The organism is Streptomyces sp. BL1, from assembly GCF_057628045.1.
In genome coordinates, this window is the sequence record NZ_JBXYWZ010000002.1 from 1,579,471 (window position 1) to 1,603,028 (window position 23,558).

The 23,558-nt window shown below is 71.1% G+C and carries 19 protein-coding genes; 6 read left to right on the forward strand and 13 right to left on the reverse strand.

What is annotated here, in order from left to right:
* Positions 1 to 54 precede the first annotated feature (54 nt).
* Genes ruvX through AC3AGO_RS07165 form a run of 4 tightly spaced genes read right to left on the reverse strand, consistent with a single transcriptional unit; the run spans position 55 to position 3,951 of the window.
* The gene (ruvX, locus tag AC3AGO_RS07150) at positions 55 to 519 is read right to left on the reverse strand and encodes a Holliday junction resolvase RuvX (RefSeq protein WP_487819281.1); all 465 of its coding nucleotides are present in this window, start codon (positions 517 to 519) and stop codon (positions 55 to 57) included.
* On the reverse strand, positions 519 to 3,185 hold the full coding sequence (alaS, locus tag AC3AGO_RS07155) for an alanine--tRNA ligase (protein WP_487819282.1): 2,667 nt from the start codon (positions 3,183 to 3,185) through the stop codon (positions 519 to 521). Before alaS ends, ruvX begins: the two co-directional genes overlap by 1 nt.
* A 9-nt stretch (positions 3,186 to 3,194) precedes the next feature.
* Positions 3,195 to 3,506 carry a DUF6167 family protein gene (locus AC3AGO_RS07160; protein WP_487819283.1) on the reverse strand — a complete coding sequence of 104 codons (312 nt, stop codon included), beginning with the start codon at positions 3,504 to 3,506 and terminating at the stop codon, positions 3,195 to 3,197.
* Positions 3,507 to 3,513: 7 nt separating this feature from the next.
* The gene (locus AC3AGO_RS07165; protein WP_487819284.1) at positions 3,514 to 3,951 is read right to left on the reverse strand and encodes a DUF948 domain-containing protein; all 438 of its coding nucleotides are present in this window, start codon (positions 3,949 to 3,951) and stop codon (positions 3,514 to 3,516) included.
* 304 nt (positions 3,952 to 4,255) lie between these two features.
* Here AC3AGO_RS07165 and AC3AGO_RS07170 point away from each other — a divergent pair, with 304 nt between their 5' ends.
* Positions 4,256 to 6,514, forward strand: coding sequence for an ATP-binding protein (locus AC3AGO_RS07170; protein ID WP_487819285.1), 2,259 nt, complete (start codon positions 4,256 to 4,258; stop codon positions 6,512 to 6,514).
* 33 nt (positions 6,515 to 6,547) lie between these two features.
* Here the strand turns inward: AC3AGO_RS07170 and rpsD are convergent, their stop codons facing one another.
* Entirely contained in the window at positions 6,548 to 7,159 is a 612-nt protein-coding gene (gene rpsD / locus AC3AGO_RS07175) for a 30S ribosomal protein S4 (protein WP_487819286.1), read from the reverse strand.
* Positions 7,160 to 7,214: 55 nt separating this feature from the next.
* On the opposite strand from rpsD, the gene AC3AGO_RS07180 reads away from it, so the two are divergent.
* On the forward strand, positions 7,215 to 8,057 hold the full coding sequence (locus AC3AGO_RS07180) for a DUF2470 domain-containing protein (RefSeq protein ID WP_487819287.1): 843 nt from the start codon (positions 7,215 to 7,217) through the stop codon (positions 8,055 to 8,057).
* A gap of 125 nt (positions 8,058 to 8,182) precedes the next feature.
* Here the strand turns inward: AC3AGO_RS07180 and AC3AGO_RS07185 are convergent, their stop codons facing one another.
* The 4 genes from AC3AGO_RS07185 to AC3AGO_RS07200 all read right to left on the reverse strand — a co-directional run bounded on the left by AC3AGO_RS07185 (position 8,183) and on the right by AC3AGO_RS07200 (position 12,365).
* Positions 8,183 to 9,547, reverse strand: coding sequence for a replication-associated recombination protein A (locus tag AC3AGO_RS07185; RefSeq protein ID WP_487819288.1), 1,365 nt, complete (start codon positions 9,545 to 9,547; stop codon positions 8,183 to 8,185).
* Positions 9,548 to 9,631: 84 nt separating this feature from the next.
* A complete protein-coding gene (locus AC3AGO_RS07190; protein ID WP_487819289.1) occupies positions 9,632 to 10,270 on the reverse strand; it encodes a vitamin K epoxide reductase family protein in 639 nt (212 codons plus the stop codon).
* 105 nt (positions 10,271 to 10,375) lie between these two features.
* A complete protein-coding gene (gene hisS / locus AC3AGO_RS07195) occupies positions 10,376 to 11,638 on the reverse strand; it encodes a histidine--tRNA ligase (protein ID WP_487819290.1) in 1,263 nt (420 codons plus the stop codon).
* 10 nt (positions 11,639 to 11,648) lie between these two features.
* A complete protein-coding gene (locus AC3AGO_RS07200) occupies positions 11,649 to 12,365 on the reverse strand; it encodes an MBL fold metallo-hydrolase (protein ID WP_487819291.1) in 717 nt (238 codons plus the stop codon).
* Between the two features lie 158 nt (positions 12,366 to 12,523).
* Here AC3AGO_RS07200 and AC3AGO_RS07205 point away from each other — a divergent pair, with 158 nt between their 5' ends.
* The 4 genes from AC3AGO_RS07205 to AC3AGO_RS07220 all read left to right on the forward strand — a co-directional run bounded on the left by AC3AGO_RS07205 (position 12,524) and on the right by AC3AGO_RS07220 (position 17,170).
* Positions 12,524 to 13,348 carry a peptidylprolyl isomerase gene (locus AC3AGO_RS07205; RefSeq protein ID WP_487819292.1) on the forward strand — a complete coding sequence of 275 codons (825 nt, stop codon included), beginning with the start codon at positions 12,524 to 12,526 and terminating at the stop codon, positions 13,346 to 13,348.
* 196 nt (positions 13,349 to 13,544) lie between these two features.
* Positions 13,545 to 14,774, forward strand: a complete 1,230-nt coding sequence (locus AC3AGO_RS07210) for a DUF349 domain-containing protein (protein ID WP_487819293.1) — start codon at positions 13,545 to 13,547, stop codon at positions 14,772 to 14,774.
* Positions 14,775 to 14,936: 162 nt separating this feature from the next.
* A complete protein-coding gene (locus AC3AGO_RS07215; protein WP_487819294.1) occupies positions 14,937 to 15,800 on the forward strand; it encodes an ABC transporter ATP-binding protein in 864 nt (287 codons plus the stop codon).
* Between the two features lie 5 nt (positions 15,801 to 15,805).
* Positions 15,806 to 17,170 carry an FtsX-like permease family protein gene (locus AC3AGO_RS07220; protein ID WP_487819295.1) on the forward strand — a complete coding sequence of 455 codons (1,365 nt, stop codon included), beginning with the start codon at positions 15,806 to 15,808 and terminating at the stop codon, positions 17,168 to 17,170.
* 73 nt (positions 17,171 to 17,243) lie between these two features.
* Here the strand turns inward: AC3AGO_RS07220 and AC3AGO_RS07225 are convergent, their stop codons facing one another.
* The 4 genes from AC3AGO_RS07225 to secD all read right to left on the reverse strand — a co-directional run bounded on the left by AC3AGO_RS07225 (position 17,244) and on the right by secD (position 23,458).
* Positions 17,244 to 19,841: a RelA/SpoT family protein gene (locus AC3AGO_RS07225; RefSeq protein ID WP_487819296.1), complete on the reverse strand. Its 2,598-nt coding sequence runs from the start codon at positions 19,839 to 19,841 to the stop codon at positions 17,244 to 17,246.
* A gap of 164 nt (positions 19,842 to 20,005) precedes the next feature.
* Positions 20,006 to 20,587, reverse strand: coding sequence for an adenine phosphoribosyltransferase (locus tag AC3AGO_RS07230; protein WP_487824565.1), 582 nt, complete (start codon positions 20,585 to 20,587; stop codon positions 20,006 to 20,008).
* Positions 20,588 to 20,601: 14 nt separating this feature from the next.
* The gene (gene secF / locus AC3AGO_RS07235; protein ID WP_487819297.1) at positions 20,602 to 21,747 is read right to left on the reverse strand and encodes a protein translocase subunit SecF; all 1,146 of its coding nucleotides are present in this window, start codon (positions 21,745 to 21,747) and stop codon (positions 20,602 to 20,604) included.
* Position 21,748: 1 nt separating this feature from the next.
* On the reverse strand, positions 21,749 to 23,458 hold the full coding sequence (secD, locus tag AC3AGO_RS07240) for a protein translocase subunit SecD (protein ID WP_487819298.1): 1,710 nt from the start codon (positions 23,456 to 23,458) through the stop codon (positions 21,749 to 21,751).
* Between the last annotated feature and the right edge of the window lie 100 nt (positions 23,459 to 23,558).

Consider the following 23,558-nt stretch of genomic DNA (forward strand, 5'->3'; position numbering starts at 1 on the left):
TACGAGACGCGTTCGGTCGGCTGCCGTGTCGCGCGGAACGTTACCGCACCGCGATCAGACAACCACCTCGACGCACTGGCCCGGCGCCGCGCCGGACACCCGTTCGGTCTCCAGCGCGCTCTGCAGGATGACCACGGCGGCGGCCTGGTCAATGCGGGAACGCCCCTTCTTGGAGCTCACCCCCGAGGCCCGCATGCCCTGCGCCGCTGTGACCGTACTCATGCGCTCGTCCACCATCCGCACGGGCACCGGTGTGATGTTTTTCGCCAACTGCTCGGCGAAACCCCGTACCTTGGCGGCCGCCGGACCCTCGCCCCCCTGGAGGGAGCGCGGGAGTCCGACGACGACCTCCAGCGGTTCGTACTCCTCGACCAGCGCGGCCAGCCGGCGGTGCGCCGCCGGCAGGTCGCGGCCCGGAACCGTCTCGACCGGGGTGGCCAGCAGCCCGTCGGGGTCGCTGCTCGCGACCCCGATCCGGGCGTCGCCGACGTCGACCGCCAGCCGTCTGCCGCGCCGCATCAGGAGGCCTCGGCGACCAGACGCTCGACGGCCTCGACGGCCTCCGGCACGGCGTCGGCGTTCTGGCCGCCGCCCTGGGCGACGTCCGGCTTGCCGCCGCCACCGCCGCCGAGCGTCTTCGCGGCCGTACGGACCAGGTCGCCGGCCTTCAGACCGCGGTCGCGGGCCGCGTCGTTGGTCGCGATGACGGTGAGCGGACGGCCGTTGGTGACCGTGAACAGGGCGACGACGGCGGGGCGTCGGCTGAGCCGCTCCCGCACATCGAGCACCAGGGTGCGCAGGTCGTCGGCCGTCGTACCGTCCGGCACCTGCGCGGCGGCCAGGGCGATGCCCCGGACGTCCTTGGCGCCCTCGGCGAGACCGCCGGCGGCCTGCAGCACCTTCTCGGCGCGGAACCGCTCGATCTCCTTCTCGGCGTCCTTGAGCTTGGTGAGCATCCCGGAGACCTTCTCGGGCAGCTCCTCGGGGCGGCCCTTGACCAGCTCGGTGAGCTGCGAGACCACCGTGTGCTCACGGGCCAGGAACTTGTACGCGTCGACGCCCACCAGGGCCTCGACCCGGCGCACACCGGAACCGATGGACGACTCGCCGAGCAGCTTCACCAGACCGAGCTGCGCGGTGTTGTGCACGTGCGTGCCGCCGCACAGCTCCTTGGAGAAGTCGCCGATGGTCACGACGCGCACGCGCTCGCCGTACTTCTCGCCGAACTCGGCGAGGGCGCCCTGCTTCCGCGCCTCGTCGATGCCCATGTACTCGGCCTGTACGTCGAGTTCGCGGGCGAGCACCTCGTTGATCTGCTGCTCGACGTCGGTGAGCACCGTGCCGGGCACGGCCGACGGGGCGCCGAAGTCGAAGCGGAAGCGGCCCGGCGAGTTCTCCGAGCCGGCCTGCGCGGCCGTCGGGCCGAGCGCGTCGCGCAGCGCCTGGTGCGTGAGGTGCGTGGCGCTGTGGGCGCGGGCGATGGAGCGGCGCCGGGCGGAGTCGATCTGGGCGTACGCCGGAGCGCCGACCGTCACCTCGCCGACCTGGACGACGCCCTTGTGCACGCTGACGCCGGGCACCGGCTGCTGGACGTCGCGGACCTCGATCACGGCGCCGCTGTCCAGCCGGATTTTGCCCATGTCGGCGAGCTGGCCGCCGCCCTCGGCGTAGAAGGGGGTGCGGTCGAGGACGACCTCGACCTCGTCGCCCTCGTGCGCGGCGGGCGAGGAGACCCCGTCGACCAGCAGGCCGACGATGGCGGCCTCGTTCTCGGTGTGCGCGTAGCCGGTGAAGTCGGTGGCGCCGCTGGTGTCGGCGATCTCGCGGTACGCGGAGAGGTCGACGTGCCCCTGCTTCTTGGCCTTGGCGTCGGCCTTGGCGCGCTCCCGCTGCTCCTTCATGAGCCGCCGGAAACCGGCCTCGTCCACGGAGAGCCCCTGCTCGGCGGCCATCTCCAGGGTGAGGTCGATGGGGAAGCCCCAGGTGTCGTGCAGCAGGAACGCCTTGTCGCCGGGCAGCACGCCGGAACCGGCGGCGCGGGTCTCCTCGACGGCACCGTCGAGGATGTTGGTGCCGGCCTTCAGCGTCTTGAGGAAGGCGGCCTCCTCGGCCAGCGCCACCGTCTCGATGCGCTTGCGGTCCTGCTCCAGCTCCGGGTACTGCGGGGCCATGGCCTTGATGACGGTGTCCGTCAGCTCGGCGACGGTCGCCCCGGAGGCGCCCAGGATGCGCATGTTGCGGATGGCGCGGCGCATGATGCGGCGCAGCACGTAGCCGCGGCCCTCGTTGCCGGGGGTGACGCCGTCGCCGATGAGCATGATCGACGTACGGATGTGGTCGCCGACGACGCGGAGCGAGACGTCCTGCTCCTCGGTGTCGCCGTAGCGCACCCCGGCCAGCTCGCCGGCCTTGTCGATGATCATGCGCGAGGTGTCGATCTCGTACATGTTGTGCACGCCCTGCAGGATCATCGCGAGGCGCTCGAGGCCGAGGCCGGTGTCGATGTTCTTGCTGGGCAGCTCGCCGAGGATCGGGAAGTCGGTCTTGGACTCGCCCGCGCCGCGCTCGTACTGCATGAAGACCAGGTTCCAGATCTCCACGTAGCGCTCGTCGTTGACGGCGGGGCCGCCCTCGACACCGAACTCGGGACCGCGGTCGTAGTTGATCTCGGAGCAGGGTCCGCAGGGGCCGGGCACGCCCATGGACCAGTAGTTCTCCTCCATGCCGAGGCGCTGGATCCGCTCGGCGGGGACGCCCACGACGTCGCGCCAGATGCGCTCGGCCTCGTCGTCCTGCTCGTAGACGGTGATCCACAGCTTCTCGGGGTCGAGGCCGTAACAGCCGTCCTCCACGGAGCCGGTCAGCAGCTCCCAGGCGAACTTGGCGGCGCCCTCCTTGAAGTAGTCGCCGAAGGAGAAGTTGCCGCACATCTGGAAGAAGGTGCCGTGCCGGGTGGTCTTGCCGACCTCTTCGATGTCCGGCGTGCGCACGCACTTCTGCACGCTGGTGGCGCGGTCGTACGGCGGCTTGACCTCGCCCAGGAAGTAGGGCTTGAAGGGGACCATGCCCGCGGGGACCAGGAGCAGCGTCGGGTCGTCCGCGATCAGCGACGCCGACGGCACGACGGTGTGCCCCCGCTCCTCGAAGAAGCGCAGCCAGCGGCGGCGGATTTCAGCCGACTCCATCAGTGGTCCTCATTCCTTCTCGTGCGGGTGTGTCGTGCCCAGCTCCACCCTGGCGGGCTGGGCGGGAAGCTGCTGCGGGCGCTCCGGCGGCAGCGGGGCGTTCAGCCCGAGCGCGTCCTTCAACTCGGTCTCGCGCCGGTCCATTCCGGCGCGTACGTCGAGCGCGAAGTGCTTCAGCCGGTGGCCGCTCTCCACGGCCTTGTCGGCGGCGCGGAGCGCCAGCGCGTCGGGCGCCAGGGAACGGATCTTGCGCTGGACCTTGGTGGTCGCCCAGACGCCGGCGGCGGCTCCGGAGGTGAACCAGAAGGCGCGGCGGAACATGTGCGGATCAGCCCTTTCCCCGCTTGCGGCCGCGGCCCCGCCGGGCGGCGGGCACGGTACGGCTGACGACGACCCGCTCGGGCGGGCCGGGCTCGCCGGTCTGCTTGCGCCCGAGCGCCCGCCGTACGCCGTAGCCGAAGGCGGCGACCTTGACGAGCGGGCCGCCGAAAGTGCTGGAGACGGTGGAGGAGAGCGCCGACGCGTTGGAGGTGACCTCCTGGACGTCGTTGGCGATGGCGTCCACCCGGTCCAGCTGGGACTGCGCTGACCGCACGGTCGCGGACGCCTCTCCCAGGAGGGGGACTGCCTGCTCCGTCACGCCCGTCACCAGCTTGGTCGCCGCCTTGAGCGTCTGTGCGAGCCTCACCAGCACCACGGCGAGGAACGACACGAGGATCGCCCAGAAGACAGCCACCAGGAGACCGGCCACTTCTCCACCGGACACGCTGCACCGCTTCTTTCGGGTTGGTCTTCTTGCGGTTGGATTCCGCTGCCGGTCCGTCAGGGACCGGCTGCCGAACTGCCGCACGACCCGGCTCCCGTCGCCGCGGGCCCGGCGGCAGGTACCGACCTTATCGCGCCACGGGGCCGCGCCCGTACCGCATTACGCACGGGGTCGCACCGTACCGGAAGCGGGGCGCCCGGATGCCGTCCCGAGCCGCCCCGTGCGCGCGGGCCCCCGCGCTCAAGGAGGCCACCCCGGCGTGCGATTGTACGGTGCGCGCACCTGCAAGTACGCTCCGTGTTCCATGGGACCTTTCCAGCGCTCCGGGTCCACGGGGGCCTCTTCGGCATCTTCCGCACACCCGCGTACGCCGGGAAATCTTCCCGCCGCGCTCAACCGGTTCGTCGGCCGCCGCGGTGAAGTCGCCGGCCTGTGTGAGCAGTTGGCCGCCGACCGGCTGGTGACCGTCACCGGCGTCGGGGGTGTGGGGAAGTCCCGGCTCGTCCTGCACGCCGCCGAGCGTATGCAGGATCGCTTCTGCGACGGCGTATGGCTCATCGACCTCTCGACCGTGCGCGATCCGGGGCTGCTGGATCACACGGTGGCCGAGTCGCTGGAGCTCGCCGACGTCGCCGGGCGCCCGCCGCGCTCCGTCGCCCTGCGGCACCTGCGCGACAAGCGGGCCCTGCTGGTGCTGGACGGCTGCGAGCATCTGGCCGAGGAGTGCGCCGAGTTGGCGGACACGCTGCTGCGCGGCGCGCCGGGGCTGCGGATCCTCGTCGCGAGCCGGCGTCCGCTGGAGCTGACGGGCGAGCGGATCCACACGCTCGCGCCGATGCCGGAGGAGGAGGCGGTCGCGCTGTTCACCGAGCGCGCGGCGGCCGTACTGCCCGGCTTCGAGATCGACGGTGCCGCGCAGCTGGGCGCGGCCACCGAGCTGTGCCGCAGACTTGACGGCATCCCGCTGGCCCTCGAACTGGCCGCGGCGCAGCTGCGCGTGCTGTCCGTCGAGCAGATCACGCACCGGCTCAACGACCGCTTCCAGCTGCTGGCCGGCAACCGCCGCGGCACGCTCCCCCGGCACCAGACGCTGCGGACGACGGTCGGCTGGAGCCACGAGCTGTGCACGGCGCCCGAACGGCTGCTGTGGGCGCGGCTGTCGGTCTTCTCGGGCGACTTCGACCTGGAGGCCGCCGAGTATCTGTGCTCCGGCGGCCCCGAGTTGCCGGCCGAGGACGTGCTGCCCGTACTGGCCCAGCTGGTGGCGCAGTCCGTCGTCGTACGGGACGGCCGCGAGGGTCCGTCCGGGCAGGCGCGGTACCACCTGCTGGAGACGGTGCGGGAGTACGGCGCCCTGTGGCTGGAGGAGCTGGGCGAGCAGGAGCGGCTGCGGCGCCGGCACCGCGACTGGTATCTGGGGCTGGCGACGTGGTGCGAACTCGACTGGTTCAGCCCGCAGCAGACCGAGGTCGTGGCCCGCCTGGAGCAGGAACTGCCCAATCTGCGGCAGGCGTTGGAGTGCAGCCTGAGCAGCCCCGACGAGGCGCATCTCGGCCAGTATCTGGCGGGCACGCTGTGGTTCTACTGGATCGCCTGCGGGCGTCCTGCGGAGGGCCAGCTGTGGCTGGACCGCGCGCTGGCGCAGCACGGCGACCAGCCCGAGGCGCGCGCCAAGGCGCTGTGGGTGTCCGGGCTGACCTCGGTCGTCCGGGGCGACGCGGTGTCCGCGCTGGGCGCGCTGCACGAGTGCCTGGAGCTCGCCGGGGAGCACGGCGACGAGACGGCCGTCGCGTACGCCACGCAGATGCTCGGCTGCCTCGCGATGATCGGCGACGACATGCCGCGCGGGAGGGCGCTGCTCGGCGAAGCGTTGGAACGCTTCAGGGCGCTCGGCGAACTCACCACGCTGGTGATCCTCGCGCAGGTCGAACTCGCCATGGCGCACGCCTTCGAGGGGCAGCTGGACTCCGCGCTGGCACTGGGCGAGGAGGCCCGCGACATCGCCGCGGAGAGCGGGGAGCGCTGGGCGCTCTCGTACGCGCTCTACGTCCTGAGCTACGTGCACATGGCGCGCGGCGACAGGGACGCGGCGCGCACCCTCAGCGTCGAATGCCTGGCGGTCAAGCGGGAGTTCCACGACGTCGTCGGCATGACGATGAGCCTGGAGATCCTGGCGGCGCTCACCGCGGACGACGAGCCCGTACGCGCCGCGGAGATGCTCGGCGCCGCGCTGGCGGGCTGGCGCACGGTCGGCACCCGGCGGCTGGGCTCGCGCTACTTCGCCGATGCCAGTACGGGGTGCCGGGACCGGGCGCGCGCCGCCCTGGGCGAGGAGGGCTTCGCCCGGGCGTACCGGCGGGGCGTGGACACCGGCCTGGCCGTGCTCGTGACGCGCGAGATCAGCGAGCGCTTCGCGGACGCGGCGGCCTGGCTGGACGCGGAGTCCGCGCCGGGCGCCGGCCGGGGCACCCGCGGCGCGGCGGGCCGGCTGCCGGCCCCGAACACACGGCAGCCCGCCGTGCCGCCGTCGGCGGGGAACGCCGACGGAGGACAGGCGGGCTGAGCCGGGCGGTCCGAACCCCGTGCGGGGGCGGACTCAGCGAGCGTAGTACTCGATGACGAGCTGCTCGTCGCACTGCACCGGGATCTCCTTGCGGTTGGGCTCCCGGTCCAGGCGGAACGCCAGCGCCTGGAGGTTGACCTCCAGGTAGCGCGGGGTCTCGCCCTCGGTGTCGTAGCCGCCCTCACGCGCCACCTGGAAGGGGTGCTTGTTGCGGCTGCGCTCGCGGACCATCACGACGTCGCCCGGCTTCACGAGGAAGGACGGCTTGTCGACCTTCCGCTCGTTCACCGAGATGTGGCCGTGAACAACCATCTGGCGGGCCTGGTAGATCGTGCGGGCCAGACCGGAGCGGAGCACGAGGGCGTCCAGACGCCGCTCGAGCTCGCAGACCAGTGCCTCACCGGTCTTCACGCTCGTCTTGCGGGCGCGGTCGTACGCCCGGCGCATCTGGCTCTCGCTGATGTCGTACTGGGCGCGCAGACGCTGCTTCTCGAGCAGCCGGACCTTGTAGTCACTGTTCTGCTTGCGGCCACGGCCGTGCTCCCCGGGCGGGTACGGGCGCTGCTCGAAGTACTTGACGGCCTTCGGGGTCAGCGCGATGCCGAGGGCACGCGACTTCTTGACCTTGGGACGCGACTGGTTCACGTTGAACGGACCTCCGTGTAAGTTAGGTTTGCCTTACCTTAGCCGAGGAGATCGCATGTTTCGACCTGGGATTCCCCTGCCCGGCACTGCTGCCGAGGGGGATCAGCCGCGTCCCGTGGAAGACGCGCGGCAACCGACCGCTGCCGAGCGCGTACGAACCCTCGTGCAGTCCAGCGTATCTGCGGCGCTGGCAATTCCTGGAACCGAGGCCAAACAGTCCGGACCCGACCCCCTCGGGTTCGGCAGTCCCGAAGCCCGCGCCGTCACCCCCGAGGGTGACGTGGTGATCCTTGTTCCGGCGGCCTCACCTGCGGCGAGGGCCGCTGCGTACGCTCAGGACGACGACGTGACCGCCGTGATGGAACTCACGGATGTGGCCCCCGTAGCGGTCCCGCACCGGGTCCGCGGGCGCGCCTGGATCGCCGGCTGGCTCACCCCCGTACGCAACGGGGAACGGGCCGAGTGCGAACGCCTTCTCGCCGAACAGTGCCCGGCGGAACCCGCCACGGACGTGGCGTGGATGCTGCTGCGCCTCGAAGTCGGCGAGGCGTACGTCGACGACCTGTGGGGCGAGGAGCACGTCGAACCGGACGACTTCGCCGCCGCCGAGCCCGACCCGCTGGCACGGCACGAGTCCGAGCTGCTCCAGCACCTCGCCGCCGCCCACGACGACCAGGTCCGCAGCCTGTGCGCGCTGCTGGGCGAGGACGACACGACGTGCTCGGTACGCGAGCAGGTCGTGCCGCTGGCCCTCGACCGGCACGGGATGCGCGTGCGGTTCTGCGGGGAGGCGCACTGCTTCGACGCGCGCTTCGAATTCCCCGAACCGGTGTCCGGCGTCGTGCAGTTGAGGCGCGCCATGCACGCCCTGTTCGAGGCGGCCGCCGAAGAGGGCTGACCTGCCCATGAGTTCCCCGGCCCCCGGCGGAGTCGTCACCGCACCGACTCACTCCGCGGGGGCCGGGGGCGCTCCCCGGAAGACTCAGAACTCCGCCGGGGGGCCGGGGTCGCTCCCGGGAAGACTCAGGACTCTGCCGGGGATTCGCCCCGCAGCCGGGCCCGGACGCGCTCGGCGACCTCCGCGTACCGCGCCTCGGCGCCGTACCGGGTGGGCTCGTAGTACCGCTTGCCGTGGATCTCGTCCGGCGCGTACTGCTGTGCGGCGATGCCGCCCGGCAGATCGTGCGGGTACTGGTAGCCCTGGCCGTGCCCGAGATTCTGCGAGCCCTTGTAGTGGCTGTCGCGCAGATGCGCCGGAACCGGACCCGCCTTGCCCGCGCGGACATCGGCGAGAGCGGCGTCCACCGCCATGTACGCCGCGTTGGACTTGGGCGCGAGCGCGAGCGCGACGGTGCACTGGCCGAGCGTGATCCGTGCCTCGGGGAAGCCGATCATGGCGACGGCCTGGGCGGTGGCGACGGCGGTCTGGAGCGCCGACGGGTCCGCCATCCCGATGTCCTCGCTGGCCGAGATCATCAACCGCCGCGCGATGAACCGCGGATCCTCCCCCGCCTCGATCATCCGGGCCAGATAGTGCAGCGCCGCGTCCACGTCGGAGCCGCGGATGGACTTGATCAGGGCGCTCGCCACGTCGTAGTGCTGGTCGCCGTCGCGGTCGTACTTCACCGCCGCGCGGTCGACGGCCTCCTCCAGGGTGGCCAGCGAGATCTCGCCCTCCCCCTTGGCGATCGCCGACCCCGCGCCCGCCTCCAGCGCTGTGAGGGCCCGCCGCGCGTCGCCCCCCGCGATGCGCAGCAGATGATCCTCGCCCTCGTCAGGAAGCGACACAGCGCCGTTCAGACCCCGCTCCTCGGTCAGGGCGCGGCGCAGCAGACCGCGGATGTCGTCGTCGGTGAGCGGCTCCAGCGTCAGCAGCAGCGAACGGGACAGCAGCGGGGAGATGATCGAGAAGTACGGGTTCTCCGTGGTGGCCGCGATCAGGGTGACCCAGCGGTTCTCCACGGCGGGCAGCAGGGAGTCCTGCTGGGCCTTGCTGAACCGGTGGATCTCGTCCAGGAACAGCACGGTGTCCTTGCCGTACGCACCGGAGGAGCGGCGGGCGCCGTCGATGACGGCACGCACCTCCTTCACCCCGGCGGTGATGGCCGACAGCTCCACGAAGCGCGCGTCGGTGGCCTGGCTGACGACGTACGCCAGGGTGGTCTTGCCGATGCCGGGCGGGCCCCACAACAGCACCGACGAGGAGCCCGCGGGACCGCCGCCGCCCTCGCCCACGAGCCGGCGCAACGGCGAGCCGGGGCGCAGCAGATGCTGCTGCCCCACCACCTCGTCGAGCGTGCGCGGACGCATCCGCACGGCCAGCGGGCTGGCGGACGGGTCCTTGCTCTGGCGTTCGTCCGCGGCTGCGGTGAAGAGGTCCGGTTCCACGCCGGAAACCCTAAGTCAGAGCACTGACAACGGAACCGTGCCGGGGTGTGCGGGACGGGCGCTCCGCTCAACTCGCCCAGGCCGTCAGCTCGTCCAGAACGTCCACCAGCGGGTCAGGATCAGCACGCCGATGATGCCGATGTGCAGCACCGGCAGGACCCACGGGAACTCGTCGAAGAAATTCCGCACCGGGGCGGGAGCGGGCAGGAAGCCCTGGCGGAGGCTCTGCGCCGTCACGTACCAGAACATGATGATCGTGGCGGCCCAGGCGAGGCAGCACCACAGGCACAGGGCGTTGATGTTGTACAGCGACTGGTACATCAGCCAGGTGCAGAAGCCGACGCCGAACAGCGTGCCGGCGTTGAACGTCAGCCAGTACCACCGGGGGAAGCGCGCGCCGGTCAGCAGCGTGACGCCGACGCAGACCACGATGCCGTACGCCACGAGCCCGATCATCGGGTTGGGCGCGCCGAACGCCGCCGCCTGCTCGCTCTGCATGACGCTGCCGCAGGACACCACGGGGTTGAAGCTGCAGCCCGGCTTGAAGTTCTTGTCCTCGAGGAGCTTGAACTTGTCGAGCGTGATGACCCACGCCGCCAGCGTCCCGGCCGCGCCGGTGATGATCAGCATCCAGGCGAAGGCGCGGCTCGCGCCCGAGCGGACTCCTCTGGAGGGCACGTCCGCGTCCGTGTGCGCGTCTTCCCGTGGTGCCGTCGTCGCCATAGCCCTGATCGTCCTGTCGTGTTGTCGTTCGGCCGTGTCCGTCTGAGACAACTGGGTCCCCGGTGCCGCCAATTGTGCACCAGGGACCACTGTCTCAGCCGGGGATCAGCCCAGCCGGGACCGCACTTCGGCCACCACTCGATCGAGTGCCACGGCGGACTGCTCGCCGCTCTGCAGGTCCTTGAGCTGGGCCACGCCCTCGGCGAGGTCCCGCTCCCCCACGAGCAGAGCGAACCGGGCGCCGGAGCGGTTGGCCGACTTCATGGCGTTCTTCATGCCCTTGCCGCCGTACGCGAGGTCGGCCGCGACGCCCTCCCGGCGCAGCGCCGTGACCGCGGAGAACAGCGCGCGCCGCGCCTCGTCGCCGATCGGCACGGCGAATACGTCGGTGGCGGAGGCCAGTTCGAGGTCGACGCCCTCGGCCTCCAGCGCCAGCACCGTACGGTCCACGCCGAGTGCCCAGCCGACCGACGGCAGCGCGGGGCCGCCGAGCATCTCGGACAGGCCGTCGTACCGGCCGCCGCCGCCCACGGCGGACTGCGAGCCGAGGCCGTCGTGCACGAACTCGAAGGTGGTGCGCGTGTAGTAGTCCAGGCCGCGCACCAGGCGCGGGTCGTCCTCGAACTCCACGCCCGCCTCGACGAGCAGCTCGCGCACCTGCTCGTGGTACGTCTTGCACGCCTCGCACAGGTGGTCGCGCATCAGCGGCGCGTCGGTCAGCTGGGCCTGCACGCTCTCGCGCTTGTCGTCCAGCACCCGCAGCGGGTTGATCTCGATCCGGCGGCGGGTGTCCTCGTCCAGGTCGAGGGCGCGCAGGAACTCCTGGAGCGCCGTGCGGTAGACCGGCCGGCACTCCTTGTCGCCCAGCGAGTTGAGCAGGATGCGGAAGTTCCGCAGGCCGAGCGAGCGGTACGCGTCGTGCGCCAGGATCACGAGCTCGGCGTCCAGCTGCGGGTCCTCGGCGCCGATGGCCTCCGCGCCGACCTGCGAGAAGTGCCGGTAACGGCCCTTCTGCGCACGCTCGTAGCGGTAGTACGAGCCCGAATACCAGAGCTTGACCGGCAGGTTGCCGCTCTTGTGGAGGCTGGACTCCAGCGCGGCGCGCAGCACGGAGGCGGTGCCCTCGGGGCGCAGCGCGAGCTCGTCGCCGCCCTTGGTGGTGAGGGTGTACATCTCCTTGGTGACGATGTCGGTGGACTCGCCGACACCGCGCGCGAAGAGCTCGACGTTCTCGAAGCCGGGCGTCTCGATGTAGCCGTAGCCCGAGCGCCGCAGCGGCGCGGAGAGGCCCTCGCGCACCGCGAGGAAGCCGGCGGAGCGCGGCGGGATGAGGTCGTACGTGCCCTTGGGGGCCTTGAAGGTGCTCACGGAAACTTCGTCACATTCCTCGTCGCGGAGGGGCGTCGGTACCCGCGCCTCCGGTGCCGGCCGCGACCTCGCGCAGGAAGGGGTTCGAGGCGCGTTCGCGGCCGATGGTGGTCTGGGGGCCGTGGCCGGAGAGGACCACGGTCTCGTCCTGGAGCGGCAGGCACACGCGTGCCAGCGACTGCAGGATCTCGCCGTGGTCGCCCCCGGGCATGTCGGTGCGTCCGATGGAGCCGGCGAACAGCAGGTCGCCCGAGAACAACACCGGCGGAATGTCCGCCTGTTCGGGCATGCCGAAGGTCACCGACCCCTTGGTATGGCCCGGGGCGTGCGCGACGGTCAGCTCCAGTCCGGCCAGCTCCAGCTTCGCCCCGTCGGTCAGGGTCTTCACGTCGTCGGGCTCGCCGACGGTCAGCTCGCCCATCAGCTGCTGCCCGATGGAGCGGCCGATCCCCTTCTCGGGGTCGCTCATCATGAAGCGGTCGTCGGGGTGGATCCAGGCGGGCACGTCGTGCGCCCCGCACACGGGCACGACCGAGGCGACATGGTCGATATGGCCGTGCGTGAGCACCACGGCGACCGGCTTGAGCCGGTGCTTGGCGACGGCCTCCTCGACACCCTCGGCGGCCTGGTGGCCCGGATCGATGATCACGCACTCCTCACCCGCGCCCGGGGCGACCAGATAGCAATTGGTCCCCCAGGCCCCGGCGGGGAACCCGGCAACGAGCACGATCGTCCTTCAGTCGTCCGACAGTGGGGTACGGCGGTTCTGCGAGGTCACAGCCTACCGGCGGCGGTACGGGCCGGGCGAACCCGTATCGCGTACGCCGCGGGCCCGCGGCCCGGCCCGCCCCCCGCGCCCTCCCGTCCTGCCCGAAGGAGACCAGCGTGCCCAACAATGAACAGCGGAGAAAGCAGCTCGCCCGGGAGAAGTTCGAGCGCCAGCAGCAACGCCGCGCGGAGCGGCGGCGCACGGCGCGGCGGCGCAACGCGGCCATCGCCGGCGGCCTCGTGCTGGTCCTCGCGGCGGGCGGTGCGTACGCGGCGACGGGCGGGTTCGGCGGGGACACGGGGGACTCCGCGGGCGGCAAATCCGGCGGGGGCGGCGGCGCCGACCCGTGCGGGAAGCCGGCGGCGGGCGAGCCGAACGGCAAGCAGTGGAAGAAGGAACCGGCGCTCGGCATCGACAAGTCCGCGGCGTACACGATGGATCTGCGGACCACCTGCGGGCAGATCGGCCTCTCGCTGGACGCCGCGAAGGCGCCGCACACCGTCAACTCCTTCGATTTCCTCGCAGGCCAGGGCTACTTCGACCACACGAAGTGCCACCGCCTGGTGGACGAGGGCATTCACGTCCTGCAGTGCGGGGATCCGAAGGGCACCGGGACGGGCGGGCCCGGCTACACGATTCCCGACGAGAACCTGAAGGACTCCCGGCTCAAGGGCGGCGTCTATCCGGCGGGGACCGTCGCCATGGCCAACCAGTACGACGCGCGGACCGGCAAGGGCCGGAACTCCGGCGGCAGCCAGTTCTTCCTGGTCTTCGAGGACAGCAAACTGCCGCCCGACTACACGCCGTTCGGGAAGATCACCGGGGGCATGGACGTACTGAAGAAGATCGCGAAGGCGGGGTCCACTCCGGACCCGCAGACGCAGAACACCGCGCCCAAGGCCACGGTGGTGATCGACAAGGCGACGGCCCGCAAGTCCTGACCGGCCCGGTTGTCCGGGCGCTGTCGGGCACTACGGCAAGAAAATTACGGCCCCGCCGGGTGCGGACAGCGTGCCCGCCGGTCGCCTATGTTTGGCTAAACGAGAACTGTGGACGATGCCGGGGGCCCAGTCCGCCGCAGCGAGGCGCTGCGGCATACGGTGGCGACCCTCGCGAGCATCATGTGGAGGAGGCGCTGTGAGCAGCGACCCGTGGGGCCGCGTCGACGAGACGGGGACCGTGTACGTGCGTACGGCGGACGGCGAAAAGGTCGTCGGTTCGTGGCAGGCGGGCTCCCCCGAAGAGGCGCTCGCCTACTTCGAGCGCAAGTACGAGGGCCTGGTCGTGGAGATCGGCCTCCTCGAACGCCGGGTGAAGACCACCGACCTGTCCGCGAAGGACGCCCATACCGCCATCGGCCACCTGCGCGAGCAGGTCGACGCGCACCACGCCGTCGGCGACCTGGACGCACTGCGGCAGCGGCTGGACAAGCTGGTGGAGACCGTCGACCAGCGCCGCGAGGAGCGCAAGGCCGAGAAGGCCAAGCAGTCCGAGGAGGCGCGCGAGGCCAAGCAGAAGCTGGTCGTCGAGGCGGAGGAGCTGGCCGCGAGCGAGCAGTGGCGGGCCGCGGGCGAGCGGCTGCGCGCGCTGGTCGACACGTGGAAGGGCCTGCCGCGGCTGGACCGGAAGACCGACGACGAGCTGTGGCACCGCTTCTCGCACGCCCGCTCGGCGTTCTCCAAGCGGCGCAAGGCGCACTTCGCGCAGCTGGACGCGCAGCGCGAGGAGGCACGCAAGCGCAAGGAGAAGCTGGTCGCCGAGGCCGAGGCGCTCTCGGACTCGCGGGACTGGGGCCCGACAGCCGCCAAGTACCGCGATCTGATGCAGGACTGGAAGGCCGCGGGCCGCGCCCAGCGCGAGTTCGAGGACGATCTGTGGCGGCGGTTCCGCGGCGCGCAGGACGTGTTCTTCCAGGCCCGCGGCGAGGTGTTCGCCGAGCGCGACGCCGAGCAGCGGGAGAACCTGACGCGCAAGGAGGAGCTGGCCGTCGAGGCGGAGAAGCTGCTCCCGGTGACCGACCTCAAGTCGGCCCGCAGCGGCTTCCGTTCGATCAATGAGCGCTGGGACGCGATCGGCCATGTGCCGCGCGAGTCCAAGGCGAAGATCGAGGGCCGGATGCACGCGGTGGAGCGGGCGATCCAGGAGGCCGAGGAGGCCGAGTGGCGCCGCACCAACCCGGAGGCCCGGGCCCGCGCCGCCGGTCTGACCGGCCAGCTGCAGGACGCGGTCGACAAGCTCCGCAAGCAGGCCGAGCAGGCCCGCGCCGCCGGCAACACCGCGAAGGCGGAGAAGCTGGAGAAGGAGCTGGCGGGCCGTCAGGAGCTGCTGGACCAGGCGATGAAGGGCCTGGAGGAGTTCGGCGGCTGACGCCGCACCGGTCTCCGTCCCTCCCGCCCCGGGTGCCCAGGCACCCGGGGCGGGGTGGTGACAGGCCCACCCCCGTCGGGTGCGTACGGCCATCGTCTCGCTCCCCCGCCGTCCGTAGCGTCCGTTCCAGGCGCACGGGGCGCCGGGAACGGGAGATACGCCATGTACCGACGACGACGCGACAGCGGGACCACGGGCAGCTCCGAGGCGCTGCGGATGGTCTCCGTACGCAAGGTGTACGGCACGGAGGGGAACTCCGTCACCGCGCTGGACGGGGTGTCCCTGAGTCTGCCCACGGGAACGTTCACCGCGGTGATGGGCCCGTCCGGCTCCGGGAAGAGCACGCTGCTGCAGTGCGCCGCCGGACTGGACCGGCCCGGCAGCGGCATCGTCGCCGTGGCGGGCGCGGAGATGGAGTACGGCAGCGAGGCGGCGCTGACGAAGTTCCGCAGGGAGCGGATCGGCTTCGTCTTCCAGCAGTTCAACCTGCTGCCCACGCTGACAGTTCTGCAGAACGTGACGCTCCCGCTGCGGCTGGCGGGCCGCAGGGTGGACGGCGACAGGGCGGCACACATCCTCGAACGGGTCGGTCTGGCCGACCGGTTGCACCACCGTCCCGCCGAACTGTCCGGCGGCCAGCAGCAGCGCGTGGCCATCGCCCGCGCCCTGGTCACCGAGCCGGCCGTGCTCTTCGCCGACGAGCCGACCGGTGCCCTGGACACCCGCAGCGCCCGTACGGTGCTCGGTCTGCTGCAGGAGGCCGTACGGGACTTCGGGCAGACCGTCGTGATGGTGACGCACGATCCGGTCGCCGCCTCGTACGCGGGCTCCGTGCTGTTCCTCGCGGACGGCCGTCTCGTCGGCCGCCTGGAGCGGCCCACCGCGGACAGTGTCGCCGAACGCATGGCGCACCTGGGCGACTTGGCAGCGGCGGGCTCCGTACCCGGCGCCGGCTTCGGGCCGCGGGGCGCCGGACCGCACGGCTCTGGTCCGCAGGGCCCCGGCGGCGTGACGGCGGGGGTGTGAGCGGCATGTTCGGTCTCGCCCTGCGCTCGCTGCGCTTCCGCGCCGGCGCGTTCGCCGCGGGCTTCCTCTCGGTGTTCCTCGGCGCGACGATCCTCATGTCGTTCGCCTCCATGCTGGACACCGCGGCGGGCCCCGGCACCGACGCCACGGACGAGGAGACGCTGACGACGATGGCGACGGTCGTCGGCGGCTGGGGGCTGCTGCTCGTGGTGTTCGCCGTCTCCTCCACGCTCAGCCTCTCCGTACGCCAGCGGGCCCGCGAGATGGCGCTGCTCAAGAGCGTCGGCGCGACCCCGGCACAGGTCGGCCGCATGATCGTCGGCGAGGCCGCGGTGGTGGCCGTCGTGGCCTCGGCGCTGGCCGTCCCGGCGGCGGTGCTCGGCGGGCGCGGTCTGCTGGCCGTGCTCAAGGAGACGGACCAGGTGTCCGGCGGCGTCGGCTACGCCTTCGGCCCGGCGGGCCTCTCCCTGGGGCTCGGCATCACCCTCTCCGCTTCCCTCGCCGGCGCCGTGCTCAGCGCCCGTCGCGCCACGCGGATGCACGCACGGGACGCCCTGTCGGACGCGCAGGCCGAGGAGTACCGGATGGGCCGCGCCCGCAAGATCGCGGCCGGGGTCTTCCTCGCCGTCGCCGTCTGCCAGGCGGCGATGACCGTGACGGTCATGGACGGCAAGGGTGCCGACGCCATGCAGACCGCCGGTACCGCGTCGGTGACGTCGGCCATCGGACTGGCGCTCCTCGCACCGGTGCTGGTCCGTACGGTGATGTCCGCGCTGGCCGCGCCGCTGGGCCGGCTCGCCGGGGCAAGCGGCTATCTGACGGTGCAGAACGTCCGACGGCGCACCCAGCAGATGTCGGCCGCGCTGATGCCGGTCATCCTGTTCGCCGGGATCTCCTCGGGCACCCTGTACATGCAGGCCGTCGAGAACCGCGCCGCCTCCGCCGCCGGCCTGGCCAGGAGCACGGAGGACAAGAGCATCGAGACGCTCAACTTCGTGGTGATCGGTATGATCGCGCTGTTCGCCTGCATCATGCTCGTCAACACCCTGGTCGCGGCAACGACGTTCCGCGCGCGGGAGTTCGGGCAGCAGCGGCTGACCGGAGCCACCCCGGGCCAGGTGCTGCGCACGGTGGCCTTCGAGGGTGCCGTCCTGTCGGTCACCGGCATCGTCTTCGGCTCCCTCGCGGGACTGTTCACCGTCATCCCGTTCACCGTCGCCCGTACGGACGGAGTGCTGCCGGAGACCGGGGCCGGACTGTACGCGGGGATCGTCGCGGTCGCCGTCGTGGTGACCCTGGCCTCCACCCTCGGCACCGCCCGGCGGACCCTGCGCACTCCCGCCGTCGAAGCCGTCACCGCGGCGGCCTGAGTCCCGTCAACCGACAGCACGCAGCCCGCGGTTCATCCCTCCGAGGGGTGAACCGCGGGCTGCGGTGCGGACGTTACGAAGGCCGGCGGGCCGAGGTCACGCGGTACACGTCGTACACGCCCTCCACTCCGCGCACCGCCTTGAGGACGTGTCCCAGGTGCTTGGGGTCGCCCATCTCGAAGGTGAAGCGCGAAGTGGCCACCCGGTCCCGGGACGTCTGCACGGCGGCGGACAGGATGTTGACGTGCTGGTCGGACAGGACGCGGGTGACATCCGAGAGCAGCCGCGACCGGTCCAGCGCCTCGACCTGGATCGCCACCAGGAAAACTGACGACTGTGTGGGCGCCCACTCGACCTCCAGGATCCGCTCGGGTTCCTTGGAGAGGGAGTCGATGTTGACGCAGTCGTTGCGGTGCACCGAGACGCCCTGGCCGCGGGTGACGAAGCCGATGATCGGGTCCCCGGGCACCGGCGTACAGCAGCGGGCCAGCTTGACCCAGACGTCCTCGACGCCCTTCACGATCACACCGGGGTCGGTGTGCGCGCGGCGCTTGGTACGGCTGCGGGCCGGGGTGGGCGGCTGCGTCTCGGCGAGGTCCTCGTTGGCCGCCTCCTCGCCGCCGAGACCCTGCACCAGCTTCTGTACGACGTTCTGCGCGGCGACATGGCCCTCGCCTATCGCGGCGTACAGCGCCGAGATGTCCGGGTAGCGCATCTCGTGCGCGAGGGTCACCAGCGAGTCGCCGGTGAGGATGCGCTGGATCGGCAGGTTCTGCTTGCGCATCGCGCGGGCGATGGCGTCCTTGCCCTGCTCGATGGCCTCGTCACGGCGCTCGCGGGTGAACCAGGCGCGGATCTTGTTGCGTGCGCGCGGCGACTTCACGAAGCCGAGCCAGTCCCGGGACGGTCCCGCGCCGGGCGCCTTGGAGGTGAACACCTCGACGGTGTCGCCGTTGTCGAGGGTCGACTCCAGCGGCACGAGCCGCCCGTTGACGCGGGCGCCTATGGTCCGGTGGCCGACCTCCGTGTGCACCGCGTACGCGAAGTCCACCGGGGTGGCGCCCGCGGGCAGCGCTATGACGTCGCCCTTCGGCGTGAAGACGAAGACCTCGTTGCGCGAGAGGTCGAAGCGCAGCGACTCCAGGAACTCGCCCGGGTCCTCGGTCTCCTTCTGCCAGTCGAGCAACTGCCGCAGCCAGGACATGTCGTTGACATGGTCCTTGTCCTTGCCGCCGCCCTTGGGCACGTCGGTGCGGACCTTGGAGGTGCCGGCGACGGCCTGCTGCTTGTACTTCCAGTGCGCGGCGATGCCGTACTCCGCGCGCCGGTGCATGTCGAACGTACGGATCTGGAGCTCGACGGGCTTGCCTCCGGGCCCTATCACCGTCGTGTGCAGCGACTGGTACATGTTGAACTTCGGCATCGCGATGTAGTCCTTGAACCGCCCCGGAACCGGGTTCCAGCGGGCGTGCACGGTGCCGAGCGCCGCGTAGCAGTCGCGGACGGTGTCCACCAGGACGCGGATGCCGACCAGGTCGTAGATCTCCGCGAAGTCCCGGCCGCGGACGATCATCTTCTGGTAGACGCTGTAGTAGTGCTTGGGGCGCCCGGTGACGGTGGCCTTGATCCGCGCGGCGCGCAGATCGGACTGCACCTCGTCGGTGACGACGGCCAGATACTCGTCCCGCTTGGGCGCACGCTCCGCGACCAGCCGCACGATCTCGTCGTACATCTTGGGGTAGAGGATCGCGAACGCGAGGTCCTCCAGCTCCCACTTGATGGTGTTCATGCCCAGCCGGTGCGCCAACGGGGCGAAGATTTCCAGGGTTTCGCGGGCCTTCTGCTCCTGCTTCTCGCGGCGCAGATAGCGCATGGTGCGCATGTTGTGCAGCCGGTCGGCGAGCTTGATGACCAGCACCCGCGGGTCCTTGGCCATCGCGACGACCATCTTGCGCACCGTCTCGGCCTGCGCCGCCTCACCGAACTTGACCTTGTCCAGCTTGGTGACGCCGTCCACGAGGAGGGCGACCTGGTCGCCGAAGTCCCGCCGCAGCGTGTCGAGTCCGTACTCGGTGTCCTCGACGGTGTCGTGCAGCAGGCCCGCCATCAGCGTCGCCGGGTCCATGCCCAGCTCGGCGAGGATCGTGGTGACGGCGAGCGGATGCGTGATGTACGGATCGCCGCTCTTGCGCTTCTGTCCGCGGTGCCAGCGCTCGGCGACCTGATAGGCCCGCTCGATCTGCCGCAGTGTGGACGATTCGATCTTCGGGTCGTTGCTCCGGACTATCCGCAGCAGCGGCTCCAGCACCGGGTTGAACGGGCTGGAGCGCTGGACGCCGAGGCGGGCCAGCCGGGCCCGTACGCGGTTCGAGGAGCCGGAGCGCCCGGAGACGCCGGAGACCGCGCGGGCCGGGGCGACCCGCTCCCGCTCGCTCTCCCGCTCGGCGGCGCTCTGCTGCCCCTCGCGCGCCTGCTCCTGCCCGGCCGCGGCACCGCTCGCGCTCACGGCGGCGCCGTTGCCTGCAGCGGCAGCGGGGCCGGAGGGGCGGGAGTCACCGCTCGCACGGGGCGTCCGGGACGCGTCGTCGTGCGCCGTGGCGCCGGAGCCGGGCTGTCCCTTCTCCTGGCGCTCCGCGGCGCTGAGCGGCTGGGCCTCGTCTGGCAAGAGCACTCCTCGGTGGACCCCGGATCGGAATGCCATGGTAGCCACATCTGCCATGGCCATGGCCGCGACCGGGTGTGCCGGCGGACAGAGAGCGGCCACCCTGCGCAACGTACAGGGTGGCCGCCTTATGCCGTACGCCGGATTCCGTACACGGACCGTACGGGTGACTGTCAGACGGTGATCAGCGCGTCCAGCGGGGCGCCGTCCAGCGCCCCGGCGACCCGGGCACGGCCCGGGAGGAAGCCGAGCTCCATCAGCACCGCCAGGCCCGCCGGTTCGGCCCCGGCCCGCCGGATCAGCTGCAGCGAGGCCTCGGCGGTGCCGCCGGTGGCCAGCACATCGTCGATGACCAGCACGCGGTCGCCCGCGGACAGGTCCTCGGCGTGCAGCTCTATCTCGGCGCTGCCGTACTCCAGGTCGTACGACTGGGCGAGGGTGGCTCCGGGGAGCTTGCCCGCCTTGCGTACGGGAAGGAAGCCGATGCCGGCGCGCACCGCCGCGGGGGCGGCGAGGATGAAGCCGCGCGCTTCGAGGCCGGCGACCTTGGTCGCGCCGTGCCGGGCGCACAGCCCGGCGAGCGCGTCGGTCAGTGCCCCGAAGGCCTCCGGGTCGGCCAGCAGCGGGGTGATGTCCTTGAAGGTCACACCCGGCTGCGGATAGTCGGGCACGTCCCGGATCCGGCTGACCAGCAACTCCCGCACCGCGTCCGGGATCACGCCGGCGGACTCCGCCGGTGACTGCGTCGCGTCGATCGAACTCACCGCGCTCACCTGCGCTTTCCGGAGGAGCGGCCGCGGTTGCGGGACGCGGGCTGACGCCGCGGGCCGCGCGTGCTCGCCGAGGCGCCCGCGGCCGCGGGGGCCGGCTCCTCGGGAGCGGCGTCCTGCGGATCCGAGCCGCCGGCGGAGCCGCTGTCGGTGCCGTCGGCACCGCCCTCGGTGCCCTCGTCCTTGGCCCGCTTCGCGAGCACACGGCGCTTGAGGGCCTGCATCTGCGGCTCGCGCTCCTTGAGGTCCGCCACCAGCGGGGTGGCGATGAAGATCGAGGAGTACGCACCGGCCGCGAGGCCGACGAAGAGGGACAGCGCGATGTCGTTCAGCATGCCGCCGCCGAGCATCCCGCCGCCGATGAACAGCAGGCCCGCCACCGGCAGCAGCGCCACGACCGTGGTGTTGATGGAACGCACCAGGGTCCCGTTGATACTGCGGTTGGCGATCTCGCTGTACGTGAAGCGGGTCTGTTTGGTGGCGCCTCTCGAGGAGTCCTTCAGGCCGTCGAACACCACCACCGTGTCGTACAGCGAATAACCCAGAATCGTCAGCAGACCGATCACGGTGCCCGGTGTGACCTCGAATCCCACCAGGGAGTAGATGCCGACCGTGATGGTGATGTCGTGGATCAGCGCGATCAGCGCCGCCAGGGCCATCCGCCACTCGAAGGCGATGGCCAGATAGATCACCACCAGCACCATGAAGATCGCCAGGCCCAGCCAGGCCTTGTTCGCGATCTCCTGGCCCCAACTGGGGCCGACCAGCTGCGTGTCGATGTTGTTCGGGTTGACCTCGAGGTCCTTGGCGACGGCCTCCTTCACCTCGGACGACTGCTTGGTGTCGAGGCCGCCGATCTGGATGCGCATCCCGCCGTCGCCCAGCTTCTGGACGATGGCGTCGTGGCCGGACACCTGCTCCGCCGAGTGCGTCGTCTGCTGGACCGAGGCGGTGGTCTTCGGCGTGGTGAGCACCGCGCCGCCCTCGAACTCGATGCCCATGTGCAGACCGCGCACCGCGAGGCCGACGATCGCCGTGATGGTGATCAGGATGGAGACGCTGTACCAGAGCTTCCGGTGGCCGATGAAGTCGTACCCCATATCGCCGCGGTAGAGCGCAGCGCCGAGCCTGCCGAGCTTCGACATCTCAGGCCTCCTTCGGGTCGGAGCTGACGGCGGAGGAACGACGGCTGCGGCGCAGCGGGGGTTTGGCGCCGAGCCGCTTCGGGTCGAGGCCCGACCAGGGGTGCCCGCCGGAGAAGAACTTCCTGCCGGTCAGGATCACCACCAGCGGCTTGGTGAAGAAGAAGACGACCACGACGTCCAGGAGGGTGGTCAGGCCGAGGGTGAACGCGAAGCCCTGCACCTTGCCGACGGTGGTCAGGAAGAGCACCGCGGCGGACAGGAACGACACGAAGTCCGCGACCAGGATGGTGCGCCGGGCGCGCGGCCAGGCGCGGGCCACCGCGGGCCGCAGCGTTCTGCCCTCTCTGATCTCGTCCCGGATCCGTTCGAAGTAGACGATGAACGAGTCCGCCGTGATGCCGAGCGCGACGATGGCGCCGCACACCGCCGGCAAGTTGAGCGCGAAGCCCATGGCCGGACCCAGCAGCGTCATGATCGTGTACGTGAGGATCGCGGAGACGATGAGGCTCGCGATGGCCACCAGCGACAGGCCGCGGTAGTACGCCAGCAGGTAGACGATCACCACGGCGAGGCCGATGGCGCCCGCGATCAGACCGGCTTCGAGCTGGTCGCTGCCGAGCGCCGGGGTGACGGTGGTGACGTCCGATTCCTCGAAGGTCAGCGGCAGCGCGCCGTAGGACAGGATGTTCGCCAGCTCGTTGGCGGACTCCTGGGTGAAGCTGCCGGAGATCTCGGCGTTCGACGTCAGCTTCTGATTGACGGTCGGCGCGGAGACGACCTCGCCGTCCATCGTGATGGCGAACTGGTTCTGCGGCTGCTGCTTCTTCATCAGCTCGCCGGTGGTCTTGCCGAACTGGCTCGCGCCCTGGTCGTCGAACGACATGTTGACGATCCACTGGCCGCGCTGCTGGTCCATGGTCGCCTTGGCGTCCTGGACGTGCTTGCCCTCGACACCGACGGGACCGAGCGCGTACTTGATCTTTTCCTTCTGGTCGCACGAGACGACCGTCTCGCCCGGCTTGGCCTGTGCGGCCTTCTCGCTGGCCTGCGCCCTGGCGTGCTTCGTGGAGCAATCCAGCTGCTGCAGCTGCTTGTTGAGCGAGGCCGACACCCCGGGGAGCTTGGGCTGCTGCGGGGCCGACGGCGTCGGCGAGGGCTTCGCGTCACCGGACTTCGGACTCGGAGTGGGGTCCGCGGCCTTCGACTTCAGGCCGTCGCTGACGGCGCGGCCCTGCGGGGCCTGCGAGCCCTTGCCGGCGGAGCCGGGGCTCTGCTGTCCGGACTGCTGGGGCTGCTTGGTCGTCGGCGCGAGAGTGAGCACCGGCCGGAAGGCCAACTGGGCGGTCGTACCGACCTGTTCGCGGGCCTGCTTCTCGTTCGTACCCTTGGGGATGTTGACCACGATGTGGTCGTCGCCCTGGGTCTGCACCTCGGCCTCGCTGACACCCAGACCGTTCACTCGCCGCTCGATGATGCTGACGGCGGTGTTCATATTGGTCGGATTGACCGCGTTCGGCTTGCCCGGCTGGGTCTTCGCCTTGAGCGTGATGCTCGTGCCGCCGGCGAGGTCGATCCCCAGTCTCGGGGCCGTGTGCCCGGAAACGAACATCCCCGCGGTCAGACCGGCCATGACCAGAATGATCAGCGTCAGGGAGCGCCATGGCCTGCCCTCTACGCGCGGGACCCTCCGGCCCTTCTTCGGTGGTGCCACCTTTTCGTCTCTCCCTGTCCAACCGGCGGTGCCGGCCAAGGAATTCGGCCGGGTCACCACGCGGCGCGCAAAGTGGTCTGCGGACGTGAATCGCCGCCGG